Source organism: Streptomyces sp. TS71-3 (genome assembly GCF_018327685.1).
GTDB lineage: Bacteria > Actinomycetota > Actinomycetes > Streptomycetales > Streptomycetaceae > Streptomyces.
The window spans coordinates 1,520,844-1,542,137 of record NZ_BNEL01000001.1; the positions used below are offsets into that span (position 1 = coordinate 1,520,844).

A 21,294-nucleotide genomic window follows, 5' to 3' on the forward strand; every position below is an offset into this window, starting at 1 on the left:
TACGGCCTGATCCGGACAAGAGGGCCTGGGCTCCCTCCCTGCCCGCGGACCCTACGCCCCCTCCGCGTCGGCCGGCTCGATGTTGTGGTTGCGGTGGAAGACGTTCTCCGGGTCGTAGGCGGCCTTCACGGCGGACAGCCGCGCGTAGTGGTCGGGGCCGAAACCGGACCTGACCCGCTCGGTGCCCTCGTCGCCGATGAAGTTGAGGTAGACGGCGCCCGTCGACCACTCCCGGACGTCGGCCCTGGTCTGCCGCGCCCACTGCCTGCCCCGGTCGTCGTCCGCCGGGCTGCTCCACAGCCCGAACGGGTGCGCCACCCACGGCGCCGTGCGCCACGGCACCGGGAAGTCCGTGCCGGTCCGTGCCGCCGCCCCGCCCCCGGGGAACAGCACGTGCTGGGACGGCGAGGGGACGATCATGTCGGCGGCGCGGGCGCAGAAGCGGTCCACGGCCTCGTCGGGGAGGGCGTCCAGGTACTCGGCCGACCAGTAGTTCCGGAAGCCGGGCGGGTCGTCCAGCATGCTCTGGAGGTCGGCGTAGGGCAGCTCGGTGACCATCCCGCCCGCGTGCCCGAGGCCGAGCAGCGGGGCGAGCACCCGCCGGCCCTCCTCCTCGGGGCCCGTGTACGTCGCCACCATCGCGCACACCAGCCGGCCGGCCATGTGCTCCGGTACGAACTCCTCCGGCGGCGCGGTGAGGAAGAGCATCGCGCCACCGGCCTCGTCCGGCGCCTGGGCCATGTAGTCGCGGTACGCGCGCATCACCCGCGGGCCGTCCTCGGGCTCCCACAGCAGCACGGCCGCCGTGATCGACGGCAACGGGTGGAGCCGGAAGGCCAGCGACGTCGCGACGCCGAAGTTGCCCCCGCCGCCGTGCAGCGCCCAGAACAGCTCCGGGTTCTCGTCCTCGCTCGCCCGCACCAGCTCACCGTCCGCGGTCATCACGTCGACGGAGAGGAGGTTGTCGCAGGCGAGCCCGTGCTTGCGGTCCAGCCAGCCGGTGCCGCCGCCGAGGGCGAGCCCGGCCACCCCGGTGCTGGAGACCCGGCCGCCGGTGGTGGCGAGGCCGTACGGCTCGCCGGCCCGGTCCAGGTCGGCCATGGTGGCGCCGCCCTCGACGTGGGCGGTACGCGCGTCGGGGTCCACGACCACCGCGTCCATCCGGCTCAGGTCCACCACGAGGCCGCCGTCCACCGTGGAGGTGCCGGCGACGCTGTGCCCGCGGCCGCGCACCGCGATCTCCAGGCCCATGGTGCGGCCGAAGCGGATGGCCCTGGCGACGTCCTGCTGGGTGCGGCATCCGGCGATGGCGGCGGGGCGGCGGTCGATCATGCCGTTGAAGACCGCCCGCTCCTCGTCGTAGGACGGATCGTGAGGGGTGATCACGCTACCCGCGAAGGCGTCCCGCAGAGCGGCGAGGGCGAGGGTGTCGAGCTGTACCGTGCCCATGTATTCGACGGTACGACCACGGGCGCCGGCCGTGCACATCCCGGCCGGGCGCGCTGAACGGGCCAGAGGCGGACGGCGCCGCGTCCGCGCGGGAAATCACCGTGCGTGGCGGGGGTGCCCCGGGTTATAACACCGTGGGCCGTGCCTGCTGCCGGGGAGCGGTGGCCGGTGGCGGCCGGCCGTGGACGGCGATGCGGAAGGACGACGATGTTCGCGACACCCCTGGGCGACGACGGTGCCGAGCTGGGCCCGCTGGAGCCGTGGCAGGCCCCGGAGTTCCTGGCCCACATGGACCGGGGCCGGGAGTTCGTCGGCCGGTACATCGCGCTGCCGGACCGCGTCACCGACCTGGCGTCGAGCCGCGCCTACCTGCAGTCCTACGCCGAGCACGCCGCGTCCGACACCGGCCGGATCCTCGGCATCCGCACGGACGGCCTGCTGGTCGGCGGCGTCCTCTTCCGCACCATGGACCTCCAGGCGGGCACCGCGGAGGCGGGCTGCTGGCTGGAGCCGTCGGCGGTGGGCCGGGGCCTGGTGACCAGGGCCAGCCGGGTGATCATCGACTGGGCCGTCGAGGAGCGGGGCGTGCACCGCGTGGAGTGGCTGGCCTCGTCGGAGAACCGGGCCAGCATCGCGGTGGCCCGCCGCCTCGGCATGACCCGGGACGGCGTGCTCAGGGAGAGCTACGTCCACCGGGGCAGGCGGCTCGACACGGAGGTCTGGTCGGTGCTGGCACCCGAGTGGCGTGCGGCGCGCGGGCGCACGGAGCGCTGACCGCGCCGCTCACCGACGACAGCGGCGGCTGCCCACGGCCTCGCCGACCGTGAGCAGCCGCCGCCGCTCCCACTCCCTCTCCATGGCCCGACGCTATGGGCGCCCGGCCGCCGGTGCCGCCCGGCCTGGTCCGTACGGGTCAAGCCCGAGGCCCACCGCACCGTCACGGGTCAGTCCAGACGACTCGGCACTCCCGCAGTCAGTCCGGCCGGCCCCGCACCGCCGCAGTCAGTCCTGGCGGCCCCCACCGCCACGCTCAGTCCTGCCGGCCCCGTACCGCCACGCCCTCGCCGCGGTAGTCGGCGTAGCCGTACGGATTGTGGATCCGCTCCGTCTCGGGGATCTCCGGTTCCAGGGCCTGCTGCCAGGCCTCCTCGCCCATCTCCCGCCGGGCGTACTCGACCGTCGCGGTCACCTCCGTGCGGGCCCGGTCGAGGTCGATGCCGGTCAGCTCGTGGCGGTGCTTCACGACGGTGCCGTTCACCAGGACGGTGTGCACGTCGCCGCGGCCCGCCTGGAAGACCACGTGCCCGTAGGGGTGCAGCAGCGGGAACATGACGGGGGAGCGGTCGTTCTTGATCAGCACCAGGTCCGCCTTCTTGCCCGGCGTCAGCGAGCCGATCGAGGCGTCCAGGCCGAGCGCGCGGGCGCCGCCGATCGTCGCCCACTCCACGACCTGCCGGGCGCGCAGGGCGTTGTGCACCACGGTCTCGCCGGAGGCCTGGGCCTCCAGGTGCTCGCGGGAGCGGTCCGCGGAGAGGGTCGCGCGCATCGCCGAGAACAGGTCGCCGCTCCACCACACGGACGTGTCCATCGACAGCGACACCGGTATGCCGTGCCGGCGCAGCCGCCAGGTGGGAGGGTAGCCCTGCCCGGCGCTCTGCTCGCTCTCCGTGGAGACCGACACCGTGCCGCCCGACGCCGCGATGCGCTGGTAGGAGTCCTCGCTGAGGGTGGCCGAGTGCACGTAGGTGGTGGACGGCGTCATGAAGCCGTTCTCCCACATCAGCCGGATGCCCTTGTCGTCGGTCGCGCCCCAGACGCCGGCGTGCGTGGTGACCGGCAGCCCCAGGTCGCGGGCCGCCTCGAAGGCCGCCTTCTCCGGGAACGCCTCGTCACCGGTGACGTCGAACGCGAGCTGGAGGCCCAGCATGTCGTCGCGGACGGTGAAGTGCCGGGAGACGAAGGCCCGGAACTCCGGCGAGTTCGCCCACTCCCAGGGGGCGCCCAGCAGGTTCCCGTACGCCAGGACGTAGCGGCCCGGCACCGAGCGCAGCGCCTGAACGGCGGCGTCCCCGTGCTCCGGGGTGCGCAGCCCGTGCGACCAGTCCACGGTGGTGGTCACCCCGGCGTCGAGTGCTTCGATCGCGGAGAGCACGTTGCCGGCGTGGATGTCCTCCGGGCGGAAGATCTTGCCCCAGTTGAGGTAGTAGAAGACGAAGTACTGCGAGAGGGTCCAGTCGGCGCCGAGGCCCCGCAGGGCCGTCTGCCACATGTGCCGGTGGGTGTCGACCATGCCCGGCATGAGGATGCCGCCGGTCGCGTCCACCACGACCGCGTCGTCCGGCGCGGCGAGTTCCCGCCCGACCTGCTCGATCCGGGTGTCCCGGACGAGCACGTCGCCGCCGGACAGCTCGCCGAGCGCCGGGTCCATCGTCAGGACCGTGGCATTGCGGAAGAGGATCGGGCGGCCGGACCGGAAGTCCTCGGGCCGGGGATCGCCGCTCGTGTTGTCAACGCTCATGTGTCATCACCTCGTTGTGGTCACGCTGTTGTCGGGGAGCGCGGGACGGCCGCGCGGACGGGGGCGGGTGCGCGGGAACGGCGCGGTGCGCGGGGACGACGCGCGCTGCGTGCCGGGACGGACGCGGCGGCGCGCGCCCGCGCGACTAAGGGGCGTGCGCGGCGGTGGCCGCGGCACCGCGGGGCGGGGCGGGTCACGAGTCCCGGGGACCGCTCAGCCAGGCGCGGATCTCGTCGCCGTGCTGCCCGAGCCCGGGCGGCGGGAGCACGTGGCGGCTGGGGGTCGCCGAGAACGAGATCGGGTTGCGGATGCCCGGCACCGCCGCGTCGCCCTCGCCCACGTGGACGACCGGCGCGAGCCCGATCCGCTCGGCGAACTCCACGCCCCCCTGCACGGTGTTGATGGGGCCGCAGGGCAGCCCCGCGGCCGTGAGCAGCGCGAACCACTCGTCCGCGGCGCGCTCCCGGAGCCGCTCCACCAGCAGGGGCCGCAGCGCCTCGCGGTTGCGGGTGCGGTCCTCGGTGCGCCGGAAGCGCTCGTCGTCGGCGAGCGAGCCCAGGCCGAGCACCTCGCAGAGCTTGCGGAACTGCCCGTCGTTGCCGGCGATGACGATGAGGTCCTTGTCGGCGGTCGGCAGCGGCTCGTACGGGAAGAGGCTGGGGTGCGCGTTGCCCATGCGGAGCGGGACCGTGCCGCTTGCCACGTACGCGGAGGTGTGGTTGACCAGCGCGGACAGCGCCGACGACATCAGGTTGACCTCGACGTGCTGGCCCTCGCCGGTCCGGGTGCGGTGGTTCAGCGCCGAGAGGATGCCGATCGCCGCGTGCATGCCGGTCATCACGTCGAAGACGGAGATGCCCGCCCGGAACGGCTCGCCGTCCGGGTCGCCCGTCAGGCTCATCAGCCCCGACATGGCCTGCACCAGCAGGTCGTAGCCGGGCAGCGAGGCGCCCTCGCCGCTGCCGAAGCCGCTGATGGACGCGTAGATCACGGCGTCGTTGCGGGCCCGGGTCGCCTCGTAGTCGAGGCCGAAGCGGGCCAGGCCGCCCGGCCGGAAGTTCTCGATCAGGACGTCCGCGCGGGCCGACAGCTCGTGCGCGAGGGCACGGTCGCCGTCGTCCTTGAGGTCGAGGACGACCGAGCGCTTGTTGCGGTTGATGGCCAGGTAGTACGTCGAGACGCCGTCGCGCACCGGAGGCATCCACGTGCGGGTGTCGTCACCGCCGGGGCCCTCCACCTTGATCACCTCGGCGCCGAGGTCGGCGAGCAGCATGGTGCAGTACGGACCCGCGAGGACCCGCGAGAAGTCGGCGACCACCAGGCCGGCCAGCGGCCCGGGCCGTGCGGGCGAGGGGTTCGGCGGGGAGTCGTCGGTGGTCATGCGGTTCCTTCGGGGTGTGCTCTGCGCGGATCCTTCGGGGGCGCTGTGCCAGGTGCCAGGTGCCAGGTGCCAGGTGCCTGGTGCGGGTGCCGTGCGCCGTGTGTCGTGCCGACCGCGGGCCGGGTGGTCCCCGGGCCGCGCGCCGCCGGGGACGCCGGTCAGGTCGCGATGTCCGGGTACGGCAGCGTCCAGTGCGCGAGCCGCCGCGCGTACTCGCGCTGGAAGCCCAGGGGCTCGGGGTAGTCGCGCTCGAAGAGGGCGATGAACAGCGTCAGGGTGAGGAACGGGTGCCCGCCCAGCTCCTGGATCGCCACGTAGTCCTGCGCGACCAGGGCCGCGCGCTCCTCGCCGGTCAGCCGGGTCCAGGTGGTCTCCTCGGCGGCCACTCCGGTGAGCTGCCGCATCCCCGTCCGCTCCCAGCGGTCCACCAGGGCCGCCGGGTCGGCGCGGTAGGCCTCGGTGAGCTCCGGGTCGCGGTCCACGTCGAAGAGGAACTTGTCCAGCAGGTACTTGCTCATGCGTGCGCCCCGTCCCGGTCGCTCATGCGTCCGCCCCGTTCGGATACCAGGTGAAGTAGGCCTCCATCGTGTGGAAGAGGTCCAGGGTGTCCGCGTGGTCGGCCTTCGCCTCGCCCGCGACGCCCATCATCAGCAGGAAGTCCATGAAGCCGTGGGTGGCGTTGCCCGGCTCCCAGAGGCTGTCCAGGCTGACCTCGGAGAGCGCGCCCTCGATGTCGCCGCTCGCGATCCAGTTCACGGCCTTCCTGTCGAACTCCGGGTCCGGCCCGTGCGGGCCGAACTGCCGCGGGCCGCCCAGCTCCAACGAGAGGTGGCCGCTGCCGATCACCGCCACCCGCAGCTCGCTCGGCCAGGACTCCACGATCTCCCGCACCGTCCGGCCGAGCTGCACGAACCGCTTCGGCTGCGGCAGCGGCGGCGCGAAGATGTTGGTGTACAGCGGCACCACGGGCAGGTCGTTCTCGGGGCGCAGCGTGATGATCGGGCAGGTGATGCTGTGGTCCACCCGCAGCTCGTTGCTGAAGGCCAGGTCGAACCCCTTGTCGAGGCCTTCCCTGAGCATGAAGGAGGACAGCTCCTCATGGCCCTTCAGCAGCATCCGCGGCAGGCCGAACTCCCGCTCCTCGTTGTGGAAGTTGGCGTCGTAGAACGGCGCCTTGCCGACCAGGAACTGCGGCATGTTGTCCAGCCAGAGCTGGTGGAAGTGGTCGGAGCCGACCATCACCAGCAGGTCGGGCCGCGCCCGGGTCAGCGTCTCGCGGTACGCCTCGACCTTGCGCACCCACTCGCCGGCGAAGTCCGGCCGGTCCTCGGGCGGCAGCATGCTCGTCCGGTAGTAGAACGGGTGGTGGGTGGTCGCGAGGACCGCTACCAGTTGTGCCACGAACCCCTCCGGACAGTCATCCGTATGCCGGTCACACTCTCGCGCCTCACGTTCTTCGCCCTCCAGGTCGCTTGTCAAGGGGTACGACTGCGTGGGCTCGCGCCCCGGCCACCCAGGGGCGCTTAGCGCCCCTTTAGGGGCGCGGGGAACTGCGCGCTCAGCCACGACGTGACCCTCGGGTCGTCACCGTCCGAAGGGGGCAGATGCGGTCGCATCCGGACCACCGGCGGGTGGGTGGTTGCTCGCGCAGTTCCCCGCGCCCCTGGGTGGGCCGGGGCGCAGCCCAGCCTGAAAAGGGGCACGGGGCTGTGTCGATATGCGGCTCCGCCGCGTGGGCGCGGCCAGCCACGACGTGACCGTGAGGTCGCCGCTGTCCCGAGGGGGCTGGATCTGTCGTCTCCGGACCACCGGTGGGTGGGTGGCTGAGCGCGCGGTTCGCCGCGCCCCTTCGGGGGCGCTCCTTGCCGACGCGGCCCCGCAGCCGTACCGTGGCCGTTCACCGGACGAGCGTCCGCACAGCGGTAGGGAGTGAGAGTCATGGCGGAGGAACAGCAGGGCGACGGGTACCCGACGGGTCTCGGCACCTCGGACGCCGACTCGATCCGGCTGCTGGGCAAGGACCTGGCAGCCGACCTGCTGGGCCGGGTGTCGTTCGGCGAGCTGGCGTTCTGGCTGGTGGCCGGCCGGCGGCCGGAGCCGGGCGAGACCCGGGTCTTCGAGGCCGTGCTCGTGGCGCTCGCCGACCACGGCTTCACGCCCACCGCCATAGCCGCCCGGCTCACCTACCTCAGCGCACCCGACGCGCTCCAAGGCGCCCTCGCCGCGGGGCTGCTCGGCGGCGGCTCCCGGTTCCTCGGCGTCACCGAGGACACCGGCCGGTTCCTCGCCGGCGCGCTGGCCGAGGCCGAACGGGAGCACGGCGCGCTGCCCGGAACGAGCGCGGGCGGCGCGGACGAGGACGCCCGCTGGGACGCCGTCGCGCGGGAGGCGGTCGGCCGGCAGCGGGCGGCCGGGCAGCTGGTGCCGGGCCTCGGGCACCCCGTCCACAAGCAGGGCGACCCCCGCACGCCCGTGATCCTCCGCATCGCCGAGGAGGAGGGCCGGCGCGGCCCGCACCTGCGGCTCTTCGAGGCCGTCGGCCGCGTGCACCCCGAGATCCTGGGCCGGAGCCTGCCGCTGAACGGCGCCGGAGTGTGCGGCGCCGCCCTCGCCGACCTCGGGTTCCACCCCGAGATCCTGCGCGGCTTCGCCCTGCTCGCACGCACCGCGGGCCTGCTCGGCCACCTGGCGGAGGAGCGCGAGCGGCCGGTCGCGGGCCGCATCTACAACGCGGTGGACCGCGCCGCCGTCTACGTTCCGCCCTCCCGCGGCTGACGTGCCGGTATCCTCGGGCCGACGCGGCGGACGCGGCACACGGCAGGCTGGAGACGGGGCGAGAGGCGGGGATGACGTGCGCAGGGACGCCGGCCCCGACTTCGTCGAGGCCCTCGCGCGGGGCCTCGACGTGCTGCGCTGCTTCCGCCCGGGGCGGCCCGAGATGACGCTGAGCGACGTCGCGACCGCCACCGGCCTCGCCCGCCCCACGGCCCGCCGGATGCTGCTCACCCTCCAGGAACTGGGCTACGTCGACGCCACCGACCGCGGCTTCACCCTCACCCCCAGGGTGCTCGACCTGGGCATGGCCTACATCGGCTCACAGGGGCTGTGGGAGATCGCGCGCCCGCACATGGAGCGGCTGGTGCACGAGACCGGCGAGTCGTCGTCCATGGCGCAGCTCGACGGTTCGGACATCGTCTACGTCGCCCGGGTCGCCGTGCCGAAGATCATCGCGCTGGCCGTGACCATCGGGACCCGCTTCCCGGCCGCCGCCACCTCCCAGGGCAGGGTGCTTCTCGCGGCGCTGGAGGTGGACCGGCTCGCCGCGGTGCTGGCCCAGGCGGGCAGGTCCGGTGTCACGCCCCGGCGCACGTACGGCGCGAGGGACCTGGAACCGGTGCTGCGGGAGGTCAGGGCCCGGGGCTGGGCGCTCGCCGACGAGGACCTGGCCGTCGGCATCCGTTCCGTCGCGGTGCCGGTGCGGGACGGCGACGGGCAGGTCATCGCGGCCATGAACGTCACCGTGCACGCCGCGGAGACCTCCGTGGAGACGCTGCTGGAGCGGCATCTGCCGCGGCTGCTGCGCACGGCGAGCGCGGTCAGCGCGGACTGGGCGGCGTGGCGGAGCATGCCGGTCGCGACGGTGGAGCCGCGGCCGGGCGCGGGAGGCACGGGCGGGGGCGCCTGAACGTCCCGGGGCGCCGGGGCCGGTCGGCCGCCGCGGGCCGCGTGTCGTCTACCCGTGCTCGTGGGCCTGGCCGGCGGCTTGGGGGTGGATGCCGTCGAGAATGATCCGGACGGCCCGTTCACGTTGTGCGTCGTCGACGTAGGCGCCGGCGGTGGCGGCGAAGATGAGACGCATGACGTCGTCCGCGTCGACGTCGGCGCGCACGGCTCCGGCCGGTCGGCTCCTTTTCCCGAGCCGGGTGGGCCGGTGATCGCAGACGTGGAGCCGCCCGCCGTCCGGGGATGACGGCGGGCGTGAGCGCGGGCGCGCGGGCTGGTCGGCGGGGCGGGGGGCGCGAGGGGGCGGGGGAGCTGCTGGACGGGGGCGGGTCAGCCGACCGCGTTGTTGAGCAGCGTCTCCAGCTGGGAGGCCGCGGCGTGCAGGTGGCGGACGACGGTCAGCTGGCGCTTGCGGGGCATCCGGGTGGCGGGCGCGGAGGCGTTGAGGGCGGCCACGGCCAGGTCGCGGCGGTCCCGGACGACGGTCGCCACGGACACGATCTCGTCCTCGTCGGCCTCGCGGTGGTTGGTGGCGTACCCCTGGTCGCGGACCCGGGCCAGCTCGGTGTCGAGCAGGGCGCGCTCCTCGGGCCGCAGCACTCCGGGGGACTCCGAGGCGAACAGCTCGTCGAGCTGCCCCGCGGTCAGCTCGGCCAGCAGCGCCTTGCCGGTGGCGGTGCGGTGCGCGGGCATCAGCTGGCCGGTGCGGTCGGCGACGCGCAGGGCGCGGTTGCTCTCCGCGCCGGCCAGGTAGCGGATCCGGCCGCCCTCCAACTGGGCCAGGTGCACGGTCTCGTTCACGCGCAGGGCCAGGTCGGCGAGGATCGGCCGGGCCAGATTGCGGATGTCCAGATTGCGGACGGCGGCGAGCCCGATCTCCAGCAGCGCGGGGCCGGCGACGTAGACGCGCAGGTCCTCCTCGCGGCGTACGAAGTCGTGCTGGATCAGCATCGCGAGCAGCCGGTGCGCCGTGGAGTCGGCGACGTCCAGGGCGTGGGCGACGTCGGTGAGGCGCAGGCGCTTGTGGTCGCGGAACATCAGCAGCAGCCGTAGCGCGTTGCCCACGGAGGTGATCGGGTAGGACGGCTTCGCCCCGCCCGCGCGGGCCGTCTCGCCGGCCGCTCTGCCCTGAACCATCGGCCGAGCATATCGCTGCGCTGGCTTGGGCCGGGGGTGCGGGCTTGTGTGGGGCTGGCTGTGACCTGGCGCTCTTGGGGGCGGCGGGTCTCCGGTGGGGCGTGTGCGGGTGCGCCGCGGTTCTTTGCGCGGTTCCCCGCGCCCCTTGGGGGTGCTTTGGGTGTTCCGGTGGGGGCGTGTGCGGGTGGGTCGTGGTTTTTTGCGCGGTTCCCCGCGCCCCTTGGGGCGGGTGGGTGCTTTGGGGTGGTGGGTGTCTGCGGGTGGGGTGTGGCTTGTGGCGCAGTTCCCCGCGCCCCTTTGTGGGTGCGCCTTGCGTTCAGAGTGCCCTGAAAGGGGCGCGGGGAACTGCGCGAGCGACCAGTGCGAGACCTGCAGACCGCTACCGGCCGCAAGGGGCACCCCCTACCGGGTCGGTTGGGCCGGCCGCAGGCCGTCCGCACCCTCTACCGAGCGGGCCGTAGGCCGAAGAAGGAGTCGCGGGGGCGGTCAGACGAAGACCGACAGGTTCTTCGCCATCAGGACCGACTGGTCGAGGTACAGCGTTCGCCGCACCACCTGCCAATCGCCGCCGGCCCGCCGCAGGCGATCCCTGCGGCGCCCCACCAGAAAGTCCGTCTCGTCCGCGACCCGGTTCCGGTACACCAGGAACCGGCAGCTCACCTCGGCCTCCGGAAGCTCCGCCGACTCCAGCCGCACATTGGTGACCAGGTGCGAGACCCGCGAGACCGGCTCCTCGGCCCAGTGCTGCCCGGTCGCCAGCTGGGCCACCCGCAGCTCCACCGTCTCCTTGCCTTCGTCGAACCACTGCACCTCACCGTCCCGGGTGTTCTCCCGGTCGGCGACATCCTCGTAGCGGACGTTCATACGCAGCGGGACGCTGTAGCGGTAGTCCTCGGCGAGCATGCCGAGCCAGTCCTCGTAGCGGCGCTCGTCGAGCAGGTCGGCCTCCCGGTAGAGGAAGTCCGCCACCTCCCGCTCCAGCAGCAGGCGCTCGATCGCCTTCTGTTCGATGGCCATGACCTGTGATGACTCCTTCGGATGCTGAGACGGGACGGGACGACATGAAGTGAGGGAGACGACATGAAGTGAGGGAGACGACATGAAGTGAGGGAGACGACATGAAGTCAGGGAGGCGAGAGAGGGAGGGGAGAGGCGAGAGGGGGCGAGCCCCGGGGGCGCGGCCCGCGGCGCTTCCGCGCTCAGTCGTCCCCCTCGCGGCGCCCGATCTCGATGCCCCCGCCCGCCCCGGCCACCGCACGGTCGTCGGTCGCGGCGAGGCGGGTCAGCTCCGGCCAGGGGAGGGCGTCGGTGAACTCCGCCCAACGGCGGTAGAACGCACGGGCGTTGACCTCCCCGGCGATGGCGTGGTGCGAGTGCACGGCACGGTCCAGGTCGCTGGGCAGCTCCTGGCCGAGGCCCTGCTGGTAGTTGTACGGGTAGCGGCGGGCGACCACGCCCCGGCTGGCCTGGGTCGCGTAGTCCCAGTTCTCCATGTCGTCCTGCTCGGTCATGCCGGCCGGGCCCGCGTAGCGCATGTAGTAGCGGCGCAGCCACTCGCGGACGAACCCGGGAGCGTCGCGATCGACGAGGAACCACCGCCACACCTCGGTCTCGGTGGGGCTGATCGGGTGCGCGACGAGGATGCTGCGCGGGAAGCCGGCCGCGAACGACATGTTCGGGAAGAGGGTGGCGGGGCCCCGGCCGCCGAGCAGCCGGCCCTGCGCCCGGAGCCGTTCGGTCCGCTTCTGCCAGACGGACTTGAAGTACTCGTCCATGTCGGCCTCGGCGAACTCCGGGTACGGCACCTCGTACGCGAGGTTGTCGGAGGCGCCGTGACCGAGCCGGAACGACGTCTTCATCCGGCCCCGCGAGAAGCCGCCCTGGTCCTGCCGCTCGCCGTGCCGCCGCTTGCCGCGGCCGCCCGGTCCGATGCCGACGGCCTCCACGGAGGCGTGGGTGGAGGCGCCGTGGTAGGTGTCGCCGAGGAAGTTCTCGGAGACGAACTTCCAGTTCGACTTGATCCGCCACTTCAGCACGCCCCGGAAGACCTCCGTGCCGCCCTCGGTGCCGTCGAAGGCGTCCGCGAGGTTGTCCAGCCACCAGTGGAAGTCGCCTACGTACTCCTCGAACGGCGGTGCGTCGGGGTCCCAGTTGGCGAAGACCAGGCCCTTGTAGGAGCGCACGTGCGGGCAGCGCACCAGGCCCCACTGCTCCCTCTTGAGCTTGTTGTCGTAGGCGGCCTTCATCTGCGGCACCCCGTGCAGGTCGCCGGGGGTGTGCACCAGCGAGCCGTCGACCGAGTACGACCAGGCGTGGTACGGGCACGTGAACTGCATGGTGTTGCCCTCGTCGTAGCGGCACACCCGCATGCCGCGGTGCCGGCACGAGTTGAGCAGGACGTGCAGTTCGCCCTTGTCGTCACGGGTCAGCAGGACCGGGTCGGAGCCCATCCACGAGGAGAAGAAGTCACCCGGCCGCGGCACCTGGGTGGCGTGCCCGACGAACAGCCAGGCGCGGGGGAAGAGGTGTTCCAGCTCGCGCCGGTGGATCTCCTCGTTGACGAAGATCTCCCGGCTGATCTCGCCGCGGGCCACGTCGACCAGGTCGCGGACCGGGCCGACTCCGCTGTGCGGGACGGTGCTCGGGCCGGCTTTCGTGGCGGTGCCCGTGCCCGTGCCCGTGGGCGTGGCTTCGGTCCCGGCGTTCGCGGTGTCGGTTGCGGAGCCTGCGGCGGTGTCGGCTGCGTCGGTCGTGTCGGCTGTGCCGGCCGTGTCAGTAGTGGAGTCCGTGGTGGTGCTCATCGCTTCGGACCGTCCTTCTTGCTGGTGGGTCTTTCGACGGAGGTGTGGGGCGCGGCCGGGGTGCCCGGCTCCAGGGTGGTGATCCCGCCGGCCAGTTCGGCGAGCTTCGCGCGCAGGCCGGCCACGGTGCCGCCCTCGGCCAGCAGCCGGCGGGCGGTGGCGCAGGCGCGCGGCCAGCCGAACGTCACGGCGGCGGTCAGCCGGCCGTTACGGGAGTAGAGCGCCACGTCCTTGTCGCCCTTCGGCGTGGTGCAGCGGAGCAGTTCGACGGTGTCCGCGGCGGCCGGGTCCCCGGCCGACTGGATCTTGACGCCGTGCTGGTCGGACCAGAAGTACGGAACGTGCGCGTAGGGGGTCCGCCGTCCGGGACGGGTGAGGTTGCGGGCGACGAGGGCGGCCTGCTCCGCCGCGTTGGTCCAGTGCTCGACCCTGCGGTGCCGGCCGGTGCGCCGGTCGTACCAGCGGGCGACGTCCCCGACGGCGTAGAGGTCCCGGTGCCCGGGGACCGCGCAGAACTCGTCGGTGACCACGCCGTCCTCCAGGCAGACCCCGGAGCCCTCCAGCCAGGACGTGTCCGGTACGCAGCCGATGCCGGCCACGACGGTGCCGGCGGCGATCCTGCGCCCGTCGTCCAGGGTGAGCACCCGCGTGCCGTCGGTGCGCTCCACGACCGCGCGGACCCCGGTACCGGCGATCACCTCCACGCCGTGGGCCCGGTGCAGGTCGGTGACCAGGGAGCCGACCCGCTCGCCGAGGATCCGGGAGAACGCTGCCGTGCTCCGCTCGATCAGGGTGGTCCGGCAGCCGAGCGCCGCGGCCGAGGCGGCGACCTCGGCGCCGACGAAGCCGCCGCCGACGACGGCCACCGGCTCCCCGGTGGCCAGCCGCTTGGCCAGCTCGACGCCGTCGGCCAGTTCGCGCACGGTGTGCACCAGGCGGTCCGCCGGCGGGGGCAGGGTGCGGGGGCGGGCGCCGGTGGCGACGACCAGGGCGCCGTACCCGATCCGGGTGGCGTCGGACAGGTGCACCTCGCGGCGTTCCGGGTCGAGGCCGAGGGCCCTGGTGCCGAGCCGCAGGGTGAGCCCGAGGCGTTCCTGCTCGCCCTCCCCGAGCAGCGCCAGGGCGTCCTGGCCGCGCCGCCCGGTGAGCAGTTCCTTGGAGAGCGGCGGCTTGTCGTACGGGGCGGTGGGCTCGGCGCCGACGATCGTGATCTCCCCGTCGAACCCCTCCTCGCGAAGGGCCTGCGCGGTGCGCACGCCGCCGACGGACGCGCCGACGATGAGCACGGACCGCGGTGTGCCGGCGGGCCCGGCCGCCGTCGCGGCGGGCGCCGTCGTCCCGGCGGGGTCAGGAGTCATCGTCGGCGAGCCGGAGCGCGTCGGCCGGGCAGCTGCGGACGGCCGCGGCGACCCGCTCGCGGTCCGCGCTGTCGACCTGCTCGTCCAGCAGCACCACGAGGCCGTTGTCGTCGAGGTCGAAGTGTTTCTCGTCGGCGGTGACGCAGTTGCCGTATCCCTGGCATCTGCCCAGGTCCACATGGATTCGCACGGGGCGTTACTCCTCGGCTGGTGCGCGTGGCGCCCGGTCGGGCGGCGGCCGGGGCCTCGAAGGCGGGCGGTGGCCAGGCCTGGCGACCGGGGGCGGAGTGGGGTGCGGGGCCTGTGCGGGGTGCTCCTCTGCGGTGCTCTCCGCGGGCTTCCCGAACCATACGTTTAATGGTTTAGTAATTGAACCATAGGCACCATAGAAGTGGCCCAGAACGCTGTCAAGACGCCCAGGGAGGTGCTCGTGACCGGCGCGGAGTGCACCGGGCCGGCGGCTGGCGGTGGCATACGCTGGGGCGCCGGCGAGGGCTTGAGGAGAGGAGGGGCCAGTGGCCTCCAGTGCGGGTGGGCCGGTCTCTCCGGAGAACGTCTTCAGTCCGGTGCCGTCGGCCGGGCGGACGTCCGCCATGATCGTCCGTCAGATCCGGACCCTGATCCGCACCGGGGAGCTTCCGGTCGGCACCCGGCTGCCCGCGGAACGCGTGCTGTGCGACCGGATGGGCGTGAGCCGGCTGACGTTGCGCGAGGCCCTGCGCGCGCTGGAGGTCAACGGCCTGATCGAGATCCGTGCCGGAGCGCACGGCGGCGCCTTCGTGACCGCGCCCACGGCGGGCAGCGCGGCGGCCGGCATCACCGACCTGCTGAGCATCTCGGGCCTGTCCGCGGCCGATGTCACCGAGGCGCGGATCGCCTTCGAGCTGGGCATCGTCCCGCTGATCGCCGAGCGGGCCACCGCGCAGGACCTCGCGGAGCTGCGTGCGCTGTGCGACGAGGCGGAGGCCGCCCGCGAGGAGGGCAGCTACACCGTGGCGATGTCGTTCGGCTTCCATCTGCGGGCCGCGGCCGCCTCGCACAACCCCGCCGTCGTGCTGCTGCTGGACTCCTTCCGGGAGGCCATCCTGATGTCGATGCGGCAGGCGCATCACGAGGGGAAGCAGGGGGTTGCCGAGCATCGGGCGTTCGTGGACGCGATCGAGCGGGGCGAGCCCGGGGTGGCTCGCAAGGTGATGGGGGATCATCTTCAGCGGACCGCCGATGCGGTGGCGCCTTCGGCCCCGGCCTCGGCGCCCTTGTGGCGGGGGTGCTGAGGGGTTCTTCCTCTCGGTCGGCTCTCCGTGGGCCGGGCTTTTTTGCGCGGTTCCCCGCGCCCCTGGGGGTGGCTGTGTCTTGTGTGGTTGTCTCGGCTGTCCGTGGGTCGGGGTTTTTTGCGCGGTTCCCCGCGCCCCTGGGGTGGTTGCCTCTTGCGGGGGGCGTGTCGGCCCCCGGCGGCGGGGGGTTTTGCTTCCCCACTGCCTTGAGGGCGTGGGAGGTACCCCCATCCCCGCGCCCCTGTTTGCGCGGTTCCCCGCGCCCCTGGAGGGGCTGGGCCTTGTGGGCTTGTTCGGGTTCCGTCCGTGGGGGGTTGCTCCGTCCTCGCGGCCCTGGGGTGGCCGGCCCCGGCCGGGCTTCCGTGTGGTCCGGGGATTGAATCCCGGTTCTGGTTCTTGACTGGTCGGCGAGGGCGGTGGCAGCCTCCGCGTTGAAGAAGGAACTTCTTTGATGCGGAAGATCGCCCCGCGGTGGACCACGGGACCGCCGGCGACTCCGCTCGGGACACGCCCCGTTCTCGCAGCTCGGACCCGAGTGCTGCCGGGCATCCCGGAGCCGGTCGACGGCCCCGTCGGCATGGGGCCGGACACGTGACGCAGAAGGGAAATCCGCAGTGCCAGCAGCAAGGAGCCGTGCCGCCGGAATCGCGCGCCGGTGCGCCGGGGCCCGCTCGTGACCGGCCTGCCCGGTACGGCGCAAGGGCCGTCGGGGGCGCCCGAGATCGGGCTGATCGGGCTCGGCCCGATGGGCACCGCGCTGGCCGTCGGGCTGCTCCGGGCCGGCTGGCCCGTGCGCTGCCACGACGCCCGCCCCGAGGCGGTGGCCGAAGCGGTCGCCGCCGGTGCGACGACCGCCGGCTCGCCGCGTGAACTCGCCACCCGCTGCCGCTGGGTGCTGACCTTCCTGCCCGGCCCCGACCAGGTGCACGAGGCCGCGCTCGACCCCGAGCGCGGAGTGCTCGCCGGGCTCGCCCCCGGTGGCCTGCTGCTCGACCTGTCCACCTGCGGCCCCGACACCGCCGAACTGCTCGGTGCCCGCTTCGCGGCGGCCGGGCGGCGGTTCCTGGACTGCCCCGTCAGCCGCAAGGCCCCCGACTCCACCCTGCTGGTGGGCGGCGCGGAAGGCGTGCTGGGCGAGCTCGAACCCGCCCTGCGCGCGGTCTCCAGGACGCTCGTCCACTGCGGCAGGCTCGGCGCCGGCTACACCGTCAAGCTGCTCAACCAGCACATCAAGTACGCCTGGTACCTGGCCTCCGCCGAGGCCCTGCTGATCGCCGAAGCCGTCGGCCTCGACCCCGCGCTGGCGGCCGAGGCCGTGCAGGAGTGCAGCGGCGCGGAGTCCGGGCTGAGCACCGCGGCGAGCTACTTCCGCGGCGACACCGCGGCCGTGCGCACCCGCGCACCGGCCACCACCATCGCCAAGGACATGGCGCTCGCCGAGCGACTCGCCGAGTCGGCGGCGATCCACAGCCCCACGCTCGACGTCACCGCGGCGTTCTTCCGGCACGTCATGGACACGCCCTACCGGCACCGTCCCTACCCGGAGAGCAGCGCCCTGCTCCCCTCGTACACGGCACCGCCCGCCTCCGACACCCCGTCACCCCCGCCGCCCGCCGACGCCCCCGCCACCCCCGCCGGCTGACCCCACCGCCGCGCCGTCACCCCCGCCGCGCCGACCTCACCGTTCCCCTGCCGGCACCAGCACCGGTGCCAGCAGTCGCACCACCCGCACCACCAGCCCCCCGCCTGCCCGCACGGTCACCCCGACCGAAGAGTGCCTATTCGATGAAGATGAGGCCCGTATGACTTCCCTGCAGAGCACCGACCACAGATCGGGTGGCGCGGAGCCCGGGTACCGCGCGAAGCGCTGGTGGCTGTTCTCGCCCGCGGTCGTGGTCATCTGGATCGTCGGCATGCTCGACAAGACCGGCGTCGGCGTGATCATCGCGGACGACCACTTCCTGTCCGACATGCACCTGGAGGGCAAGCACGGCCTCCTCGGCCTGCTCACCACCGTCACGCTGGTCTTCTACGGCGCCTCCATGCCGGTGTGGGGCATCCTGATCGACCGCTTCGGGCCGCGCCGGTGCGCCATCGTCGGCATGTGCTTCTGGGGGCTGAGCACGTTGGCCGCCGCACTCGCCGTCGACGTGCCGATGCTGCTGGTGGCGCGGGGCGCGCTCGGCGTCGCGGAGGGCTTCCTGTGGCCGATGTCGAACGCGCTGACCGCCCGCTGGTTCCCGGGGGCCGAGCGGAGCCGCGCCAAGTCCGTCTGGATAGGCGCGATCAACGTCGGCTTCGCCATCTCCGGCTTCGTGATCACCGGTGCCATCGGCGTCACCGACTGGCGGGGCGCCTTCGGCCTGCTGACCATCCTCTCGCTGGTCGTCTGCGTGCCCACCGCCTGGTTCCTGCTCCATGACTCCCCGGAGCAGGCACCCGGGCTGAGCAGCGCGGAACTCGACGTCATCCGCGGCGACAAGACCCCCGGCGACGTGGACGGGGAGCCGGGCGGCGGCGGCCGGGCAGGCAAGGCCGGCAACGCGCTGCTGACCTGGCCGCTGTGGGTGTGCGCCGGCGTGTGGATCACCAACAACATCGGCGTGTACGGCCTGGCGAGCTGGTTCCCCACCTACCTGGAGGACGAGCAGCACATCAGCGGCGCGAGCGCGGACGGCTACATCGCGCTCGCGTTCCTGCTGTGCGTGGCGGTGGGACCGCTGGTCGGGTTCGGCATGGACCGCACCGGGCGCAAGGCCATCTTCACCTGCGGCGGCTTCCTGCTGGCCGCGGTCTGCCTGCTGCTCGCGTCCACCGTCACCACGCTCGACGTCCAGCTGGCCGCCGTGATCGTGGCGATCATCGGCATCGAGGGCTTCACCACGCTCGCCGCCCAGGGCGTCCTGCACAGCTTCGCGCCCGCCCACCGGATGGGCCGGGCCGCCGGGATCATGATCGGCATCGGCAACTTCGTCGGCGCCTTCGGCGCCACCGTGATGGGCTACCTGGTGGACTCGGGCGGATTCGACGCGGCCTTCGCCTTCCTCATCGCCGTCTTCCTCGTCGGCGGTGGTGCCAGCTACGTCCTGCACCGCGCCACATACTGACGGCGGACCCCCACCGGAGCCCGTCGCCCGCCACTCCATCCACCCCCTACTGCCTACCGCCCGCCGCCTACCGCCCACCGCCATTCCTACCGAGCCGCCACCCCCCACCGGACACCTCCTGACCCAGCCGGCCCCCCACAGCCCCACCGCGCACAGCTCCACCCCCCACAGCCCCACCGCACCCGTCCCACCGCACAACCCAGGGAACGCCACGATGACCACCCCGCACGACGCCCCCGCCCCCGGCACACCCTCCGCCGGCACGCCCACCCCCGGCACACCCGCGGCCGGGGCGAGCGCCCCCGCGAAGCCCTCCGCCGACGAGGTCCGGCGGCTGATCGCCCTCGGCTGCCGGATCCTCGCCCACCGCGGCCTCGCGGAGGACATCCTCGGCCACATCAGCCTGCGCGACGACGACGGCACCCTGCACATCCGCTGCCGGGGCCCGCGCGAGCGGGGCCTGCTGTTCACCGACCCCGGCGACGTGTGGCGGGTCGGCCTGGACGGCGACACCGACCTGCCCGACGGCTACCGGGTACCGAACGAACTGCCCATCCACAGGGAGGTGCTGCGCGCCCGCCCGGACGCACAGGCCGTGGTGCACATCCACCCCCCGAACGTGGTCGCCGCCGACCTGGCCGGCCTCACCCTCCGCCCCATCGTCGGCGCCTACAACATCCCCGCCATGCGGATGGCGCTCGACGGCATCCCCGTCTACCCGCGGGGTGTCCTCATCACCCGCCCCGACCTGGGCCGAGAGGTCGCGACCGCGCTCGCGGAGCGGCCCGTCTGCATCCTGCGCGGGCACGGCATCGTCGCCATCGGCGAGACCGTGCAGCAGGCCGTGGTGCGGGCGCTCACCGTCGAGTCGCTGGCCAAGATGACGCTCGCCGCCTCCGGGCACCGCACCCCGCCCGTGCTGCCCGAGGCCGACATCGCCGAACTCCCCGACCTCGGCTCGGCGTTCAACGACGAGACGGTCTGGCGCAGCCACCTGGCCCGGCTGGAGCACGCGGGGCTCGGCCTGGACTGAACCGCGCCGGCGCCGGGCGATCCGGCAACCGGCCGCGGGCGCCCCGTCGAACCTTCTGATTCTGAGGACCCGGAGCGCCCGCGCCCGCCGCCGTCAGGACTTCGTGCGGGCCCGGGACGAGGAAGCCGTACTGGAGGAAGCCGTACCGGAGGACGCCATACCGGAGGCCGCCGTGCCGGACGCCGCCCTGCCGGACGCGGCCGTTCCGGAAGCCGGTGCCGCCGGGGCCGCCGAGTCGCAGAGCGCGGCGGCCCCGCACAGCGCCGACTCCGGGCGGATCGGAACGCCGTTGGTGCGCAGCACCTCGCGGACGTCGAGGATCAGCGGGAAGACCTCCTGGTTCCAGTCCTCGCCCTGCTCGTCCCAGGCCCGCTGCTCCGCCTCCACGGCCATCCGGTCCTCGGCGAACACCCGCTCGGTGAACCGCCGGATGAACGGCCAGGCCAGGTGGAGCGCACCCGGCACCGGCGGTTTGGCGATCATGAGCAGTCCGAAGGCGTGCGTCCTGCGCTGCTCCGCGTCCTCGGGAACGTACGCCGCCCACAGGGAGAACGCCGGCAGGTCGGCGTGCTCGGGGACCGACTGGAGCGTCTGGTACGGGTACTGGGTCCGGACGGTGATGGCGTCGCGCGAGCCTCCGCGCCGCAGGCCCTCGCCGGAGAGCAGCCCGGCGCCGCGGTCCTTCCTCCCGCCGCCCGGGATGAACAGGTACCTGGCCTCGACGGACCCCGGCCCCGTGTCGTACCCGAGGAGTTCGGGCTGGATCCTGCCGAGCACGCCGCGGTGCAGGAACTGGTGGTTCATGTCGAGCAGGTTCTCGTGCAGGAACGAGTAATGGCAGTGCACGGTGCGCGAGAACGCCATCGTCCGGTGGCGCCTGGAATCGAATTCCGGAAGCACCGGCAGGGGAGTGGAGGGCGCCTTCTCGGGGTCGCCCGGAAAGACGAAGACCAACCCGTAGCGTTCCCGGACGGGATAGGCCCGCACGCCGCTCGGCGGCCTGGTGACACCCTTGGGCAGATAGGGTATCTGCGAAATACGGCCGTTTCCGCGGTAGGCCCAGGCGTGGTAGCAGCAGCGCAGCGCGTCGCCCTCCACGACCCCCATGCTCAGCGGCACCTGCCGGTGCGCGCAGCGGTCCTCAAGTGCGTGGACGTCGCCACCGGCCGTGCGGTACAGCGCGATGCGCTCACCCGCGAAGGACGCGGCGAACGCCTTGTTCCGCGGCACGCTTCGGGAAACGGCGACGGGGTACCAGAAATTCGGATTGATGCCCGTGCGCCGCAGATCGGCCACCGTTCTCGAAGGGCCCTGCGACACGTTGGCGGCACCGCGCGCGGGCCGCGCTTTTCTCTTTCCACCCCGTACGGGCTGCGTCTCGGTCATGGGCCTCTCCTTGCGCGTAGGGCACTGCTGCAAAGCGTGGCAACACGAGATAACCGTCAGCGTAATACGCGGAGGAGGACTCGGCAGATTTCCGGGCGGCCGCGGAGTTCGGCACCCGCACGCGCGC

19 protein-coding genes are annotated in these 21,294 nt (G+C 73.2%); 7 read left to right on the forward strand and 12 right to left on the reverse strand.

What is annotated here, in order from left to right; all coding sequences use genetic code 11:
• Positions 1-51: 51 nt before the first annotated feature.
• Entirely contained in the window at positions 52-1,449 is a 1,398-nt protein-coding gene (locus Sm713_RS06310; protein ID WP_212908671.1) for an FAD-binding oxidoreductase, read from the reverse strand.
• A 207-nt stretch (positions 1,450-1,656) separates the two neighbouring features.
• Here Sm713_RS06310 and Sm713_RS06315 point away from each other — a divergent pair, with 207 nt between their 5' ends.
• Positions 1,657-2,223 (forward strand): GNAT family N-acetyltransferase, encoded by a 567-nt coding sequence (locus Sm713_RS06315; protein ID WP_212908672.1) that lies wholly within the window; start codon positions 1,657-1,659, stop codon positions 2,221-2,223.
• 256 nt (positions 2,224-2,479) lie between these two features.
• On the opposite strand, the gene Sm713_RS06320 is transcribed toward Sm713_RS06315, so the two are convergent.
• The 4 genes from Sm713_RS06320 to Sm713_RS06335 form a co-directional block, all read right to left on the reverse strand.
• On the reverse strand, positions 2,480-3,967 hold the full coding sequence (locus tag Sm713_RS06320; protein WP_212908673.1) for an amidohydrolase family protein: 1,488 nt from the start codon (positions 3,965-3,967) through the stop codon (positions 2,480-2,482).
• Positions 3,968-4,160: 193 nt separating this feature from the next.
• A complete protein-coding gene (locus Sm713_RS06325; protein ID WP_212908674.1) occupies positions 4,161-5,348 on the reverse strand; it encodes a CaiB/BaiF CoA-transferase family protein in 1,188 nt (395 codons plus the stop codon).
• Positions 5,349-5,506: 158 nt separating this feature from the next.
• Positions 5,507-5,866 (reverse strand): hypothetical protein, encoded by a 360-nt coding sequence (locus Sm713_RS06330; RefSeq protein WP_212908675.1) that lies wholly within the window; start codon positions 5,864-5,866, stop codon positions 5,507-5,509.
• A 22-nt stretch (positions 5,867-5,888) separates the two neighbouring features.
• Positions 5,889-6,749 (reverse strand): extradiol ring-cleavage dioxygenase, encoded by an 861-nt coding sequence (locus Sm713_RS06335; protein ID WP_212908676.1) that lies wholly within the window; start codon positions 6,747-6,749, stop codon positions 5,889-5,891.
• 537 nt (positions 6,750-7,286) lie between these two features.
• Here Sm713_RS06335 and Sm713_RS06340 point away from each other — a divergent pair.
• Entirely contained in the window at positions 7,287-8,123 is an 837-nt protein-coding gene (locus Sm713_RS06340; RefSeq protein WP_212908677.1) for a citryl-CoA lyase, read from the forward strand.
• A gap of 76 nt (positions 8,124-8,199) precedes the next feature.
• The gene (locus Sm713_RS06345; protein ID WP_249416133.1) at positions 8,200-9,033 is read left to right on the forward strand and encodes an IclR family transcriptional regulator C-terminal domain-containing protein; all 834 of its coding nucleotides are present in this window, start codon (positions 8,200-8,202) and stop codon (positions 9,031-9,033) included.
• A 48-nt stretch (positions 9,034-9,081) separates the two neighbouring features.
• Here the strand turns inward: Sm713_RS06345 and Sm713_RS41610 are convergent, their stop codons facing one another.
• The 6 genes from Sm713_RS41610 to Sm713_RS06370 all read right to left on the reverse strand — a co-directional run bounded on the left by Sm713_RS41610 (position 9,082) and on the right by Sm713_RS06370 (position 14,557).
• Positions 9,082-9,405 (reverse strand): hypothetical protein, encoded by a 324-nt coding sequence (locus tag Sm713_RS41610; protein ID WP_374196031.1) that lies wholly within the window; start codon positions 9,403-9,405, stop codon positions 9,082-9,084.
• Positions 9,402-10,208, reverse strand: coding sequence for an IclR family transcriptional regulator (locus Sm713_RS06350; RefSeq protein WP_212908678.1), 807 nt, complete (start codon positions 10,206-10,208; stop codon positions 9,402-9,404). The genes Sm713_RS41610 and Sm713_RS06350 overlap by 4 nt, the downstream gene beginning before the upstream one ends.
• A gap of 486 nt (positions 10,209-10,694) precedes the next feature.
• On the reverse strand, positions 10,695-11,225 hold the full coding sequence (locus Sm713_RS06355) for a 3-phenylpropionate/cinnamic acid dioxygenase subunit beta (protein ID WP_212908679.1): 531 nt from the start codon (positions 11,223-11,225) through the stop codon (positions 10,695-10,697).
• Between the two features lie 182 nt (positions 11,226-11,407).
• Complete coding sequence (locus Sm713_RS06360) at positions 11,408-13,009, reverse strand: aromatic ring-hydroxylating dioxygenase subunit alpha (protein WP_212908680.1); 1,602 nt, start codon at positions 13,007-13,009, stop codon at positions 11,408-11,410.
• The gene (locus Sm713_RS06365; protein WP_212908681.1) at positions 13,006-14,367 is read right to left on the reverse strand and encodes an NAD(P)/FAD-dependent oxidoreductase; all 1,362 of its coding nucleotides are present in this window, start codon (positions 14,365-14,367) and stop codon (positions 13,006-13,008) included. The genes Sm713_RS06360 and Sm713_RS06365 overlap by 4 nt, the downstream gene beginning before the upstream one ends.
• The gene (locus tag Sm713_RS06370; RefSeq protein ID WP_212908682.1) at positions 14,357-14,557 is read right to left on the reverse strand and encodes a ferredoxin; all 201 of its coding nucleotides are present in this window, start codon (positions 14,555-14,557) and stop codon (positions 14,357-14,359) included. The genes Sm713_RS06365 and Sm713_RS06370 overlap by 11 nt, the downstream gene beginning before the upstream one ends.
• A 403-nt stretch (positions 14,558-14,960) precedes the next feature.
• On the opposite strand from Sm713_RS06370, the gene Sm713_RS06375 reads away from it, so the two are divergent.
• The 4 genes from Sm713_RS06375 (at position 14,961) to Sm713_RS06390 (ending at position 19,781) form a co-directional block, all read left to right on the forward strand.
• Positions 14,961-15,641: a FadR/GntR family transcriptional regulator gene (locus Sm713_RS06375; RefSeq protein ID WP_212908683.1), complete on the forward strand. Its 681-nt coding sequence runs from the start codon at positions 14,961-14,963 to the stop codon at positions 15,639-15,641.
• 673 nt (positions 15,642-16,314) lie between these two features.
• The gene (locus Sm713_RS06380) at positions 16,315-17,283 is read left to right on the forward strand and encodes an NAD(P)-dependent oxidoreductase (RefSeq protein ID WP_212908684.1); all 969 of its coding nucleotides are present in this window, start codon (positions 16,315-16,317) and stop codon (positions 17,281-17,283) included.
• Between the two features lie 160 nt (positions 17,284-17,443).
• Positions 17,444-18,748: an MFS transporter gene (locus tag Sm713_RS06385; RefSeq protein ID WP_212908685.1), complete on the forward strand. Its 1,305-nt coding sequence runs from the start codon at positions 17,444-17,446 to the stop codon at positions 18,746-18,748.
• 214 nt (positions 18,749-18,962) lie between these two features.
• Positions 18,963-19,781: a class II aldolase/adducin family protein gene (locus tag Sm713_RS06390; RefSeq protein WP_212908686.1), complete on the forward strand. Its 819-nt coding sequence runs from the start codon at positions 18,963-18,965 to the stop codon at positions 19,779-19,781.
• Between the two features lie 93 nt (positions 19,782-19,874).
• Here Sm713_RS06390 and Sm713_RS06395 read toward each other — a convergent pair whose 3' ends face one another.
• Positions 19,875-21,167, reverse strand: coding sequence for an aromatic ring-hydroxylating dioxygenase subunit alpha (locus Sm713_RS06395; protein ID WP_212908687.1), 1,293 nt, complete (start codon positions 21,165-21,167; stop codon positions 19,875-19,877).
• Between the last annotated feature and the right edge of the window lie 127 nt (positions 21,168-21,294).

Coding starts and splice junctions, on each gene's coding strand:
- Sm713_RS06360 (WP_212908680.1), bottom strand. CDS start 13,009: ATGAGCACCACCACGGACTCCACTACTGACACGGCCGGCACAGCCGAC.
- Sm713_RS06385 (WP_212908685.1), top strand. CDS start 17,444: ATGACTTCCCTGCAGAGCACCGACCACAGATCGGGTGGCGCGGAGCCC.
- Sm713_RS06350 (WP_212908678.1), bottom strand. CDS start 10,208: ATGGTTCAGGGCAGAGCGGCCGGCGAGACGGCCCGCGCGGGCGGGGCG.
- Sm713_RS06315 (WP_212908672.1), top strand. CDS start 1,657: ATGTTCGCGACACCCCTGGGCGACGACGGTGCCGAGCTGGGCCCGCTG.
- Sm713_RS06375 (WP_212908683.1), top strand. CDS start 14,961: ATGATCGTCCGTCAGATCCGGACCCTGATCCGCACCGGGGAGCTTCCG.
- Sm713_RS06340 (WP_212908677.1), top strand. CDS start 7,287: ATGGCGGAGGAACAGCAGGGCGACGGGTACCCGACGGGTCTCGGCACC.
- Sm713_RS06330 (WP_212908675.1), bottom strand. CDS start 5,866: ATGAGCAAGTACCTGCTGGACAAGTTCCTCTTCGACGTGGACCGCGAC.
- Sm713_RS06325 (WP_212908674.1), bottom strand. CDS start 5,348: ATGACCACCGACGACTCCCCGCCGAACCCCTCGCCCGCACGGCCCGGG.
- Sm713_RS06395 (WP_212908687.1), bottom strand. CDS start 21,167: ATGACCGAGACGCAGCCCGTACGGGGTGGAAAGAGAAAAGCGCGGCCC.
- Sm713_RS06365 (WP_212908681.1), bottom strand. CDS start 14,367: ATGACTCCTGACCCCGCCGGGACGACGGCGCCCGCCGCGACGGCGGCC.
- Sm713_RS06320 (WP_212908673.1), bottom strand. CDS start 3,967: ATGAGCGTTGACAACACGAGCGGCGATCCCCGGCCCGAGGACTTCCGG.
- Sm713_RS06355 (WP_212908679.1), bottom strand. CDS start 11,225: ATGGCCATCGAACAGAAGGCGATCGAGCGCCTGCTGCTGGAGCGGGAG.
- Sm713_RS06390 (WP_212908686.1), top strand. CDS start 18,963: ATGACCACCCCGCACGACGCCCCCGCCCCCGGCACACCCTCCGCCGGC.
- Sm713_RS06310 (WP_212908671.1), bottom strand. CDS start 1,449: ATGGGCACGGTACAGCTCGACACCCTCGCCCTCGCCGCTCTGCGGGAC.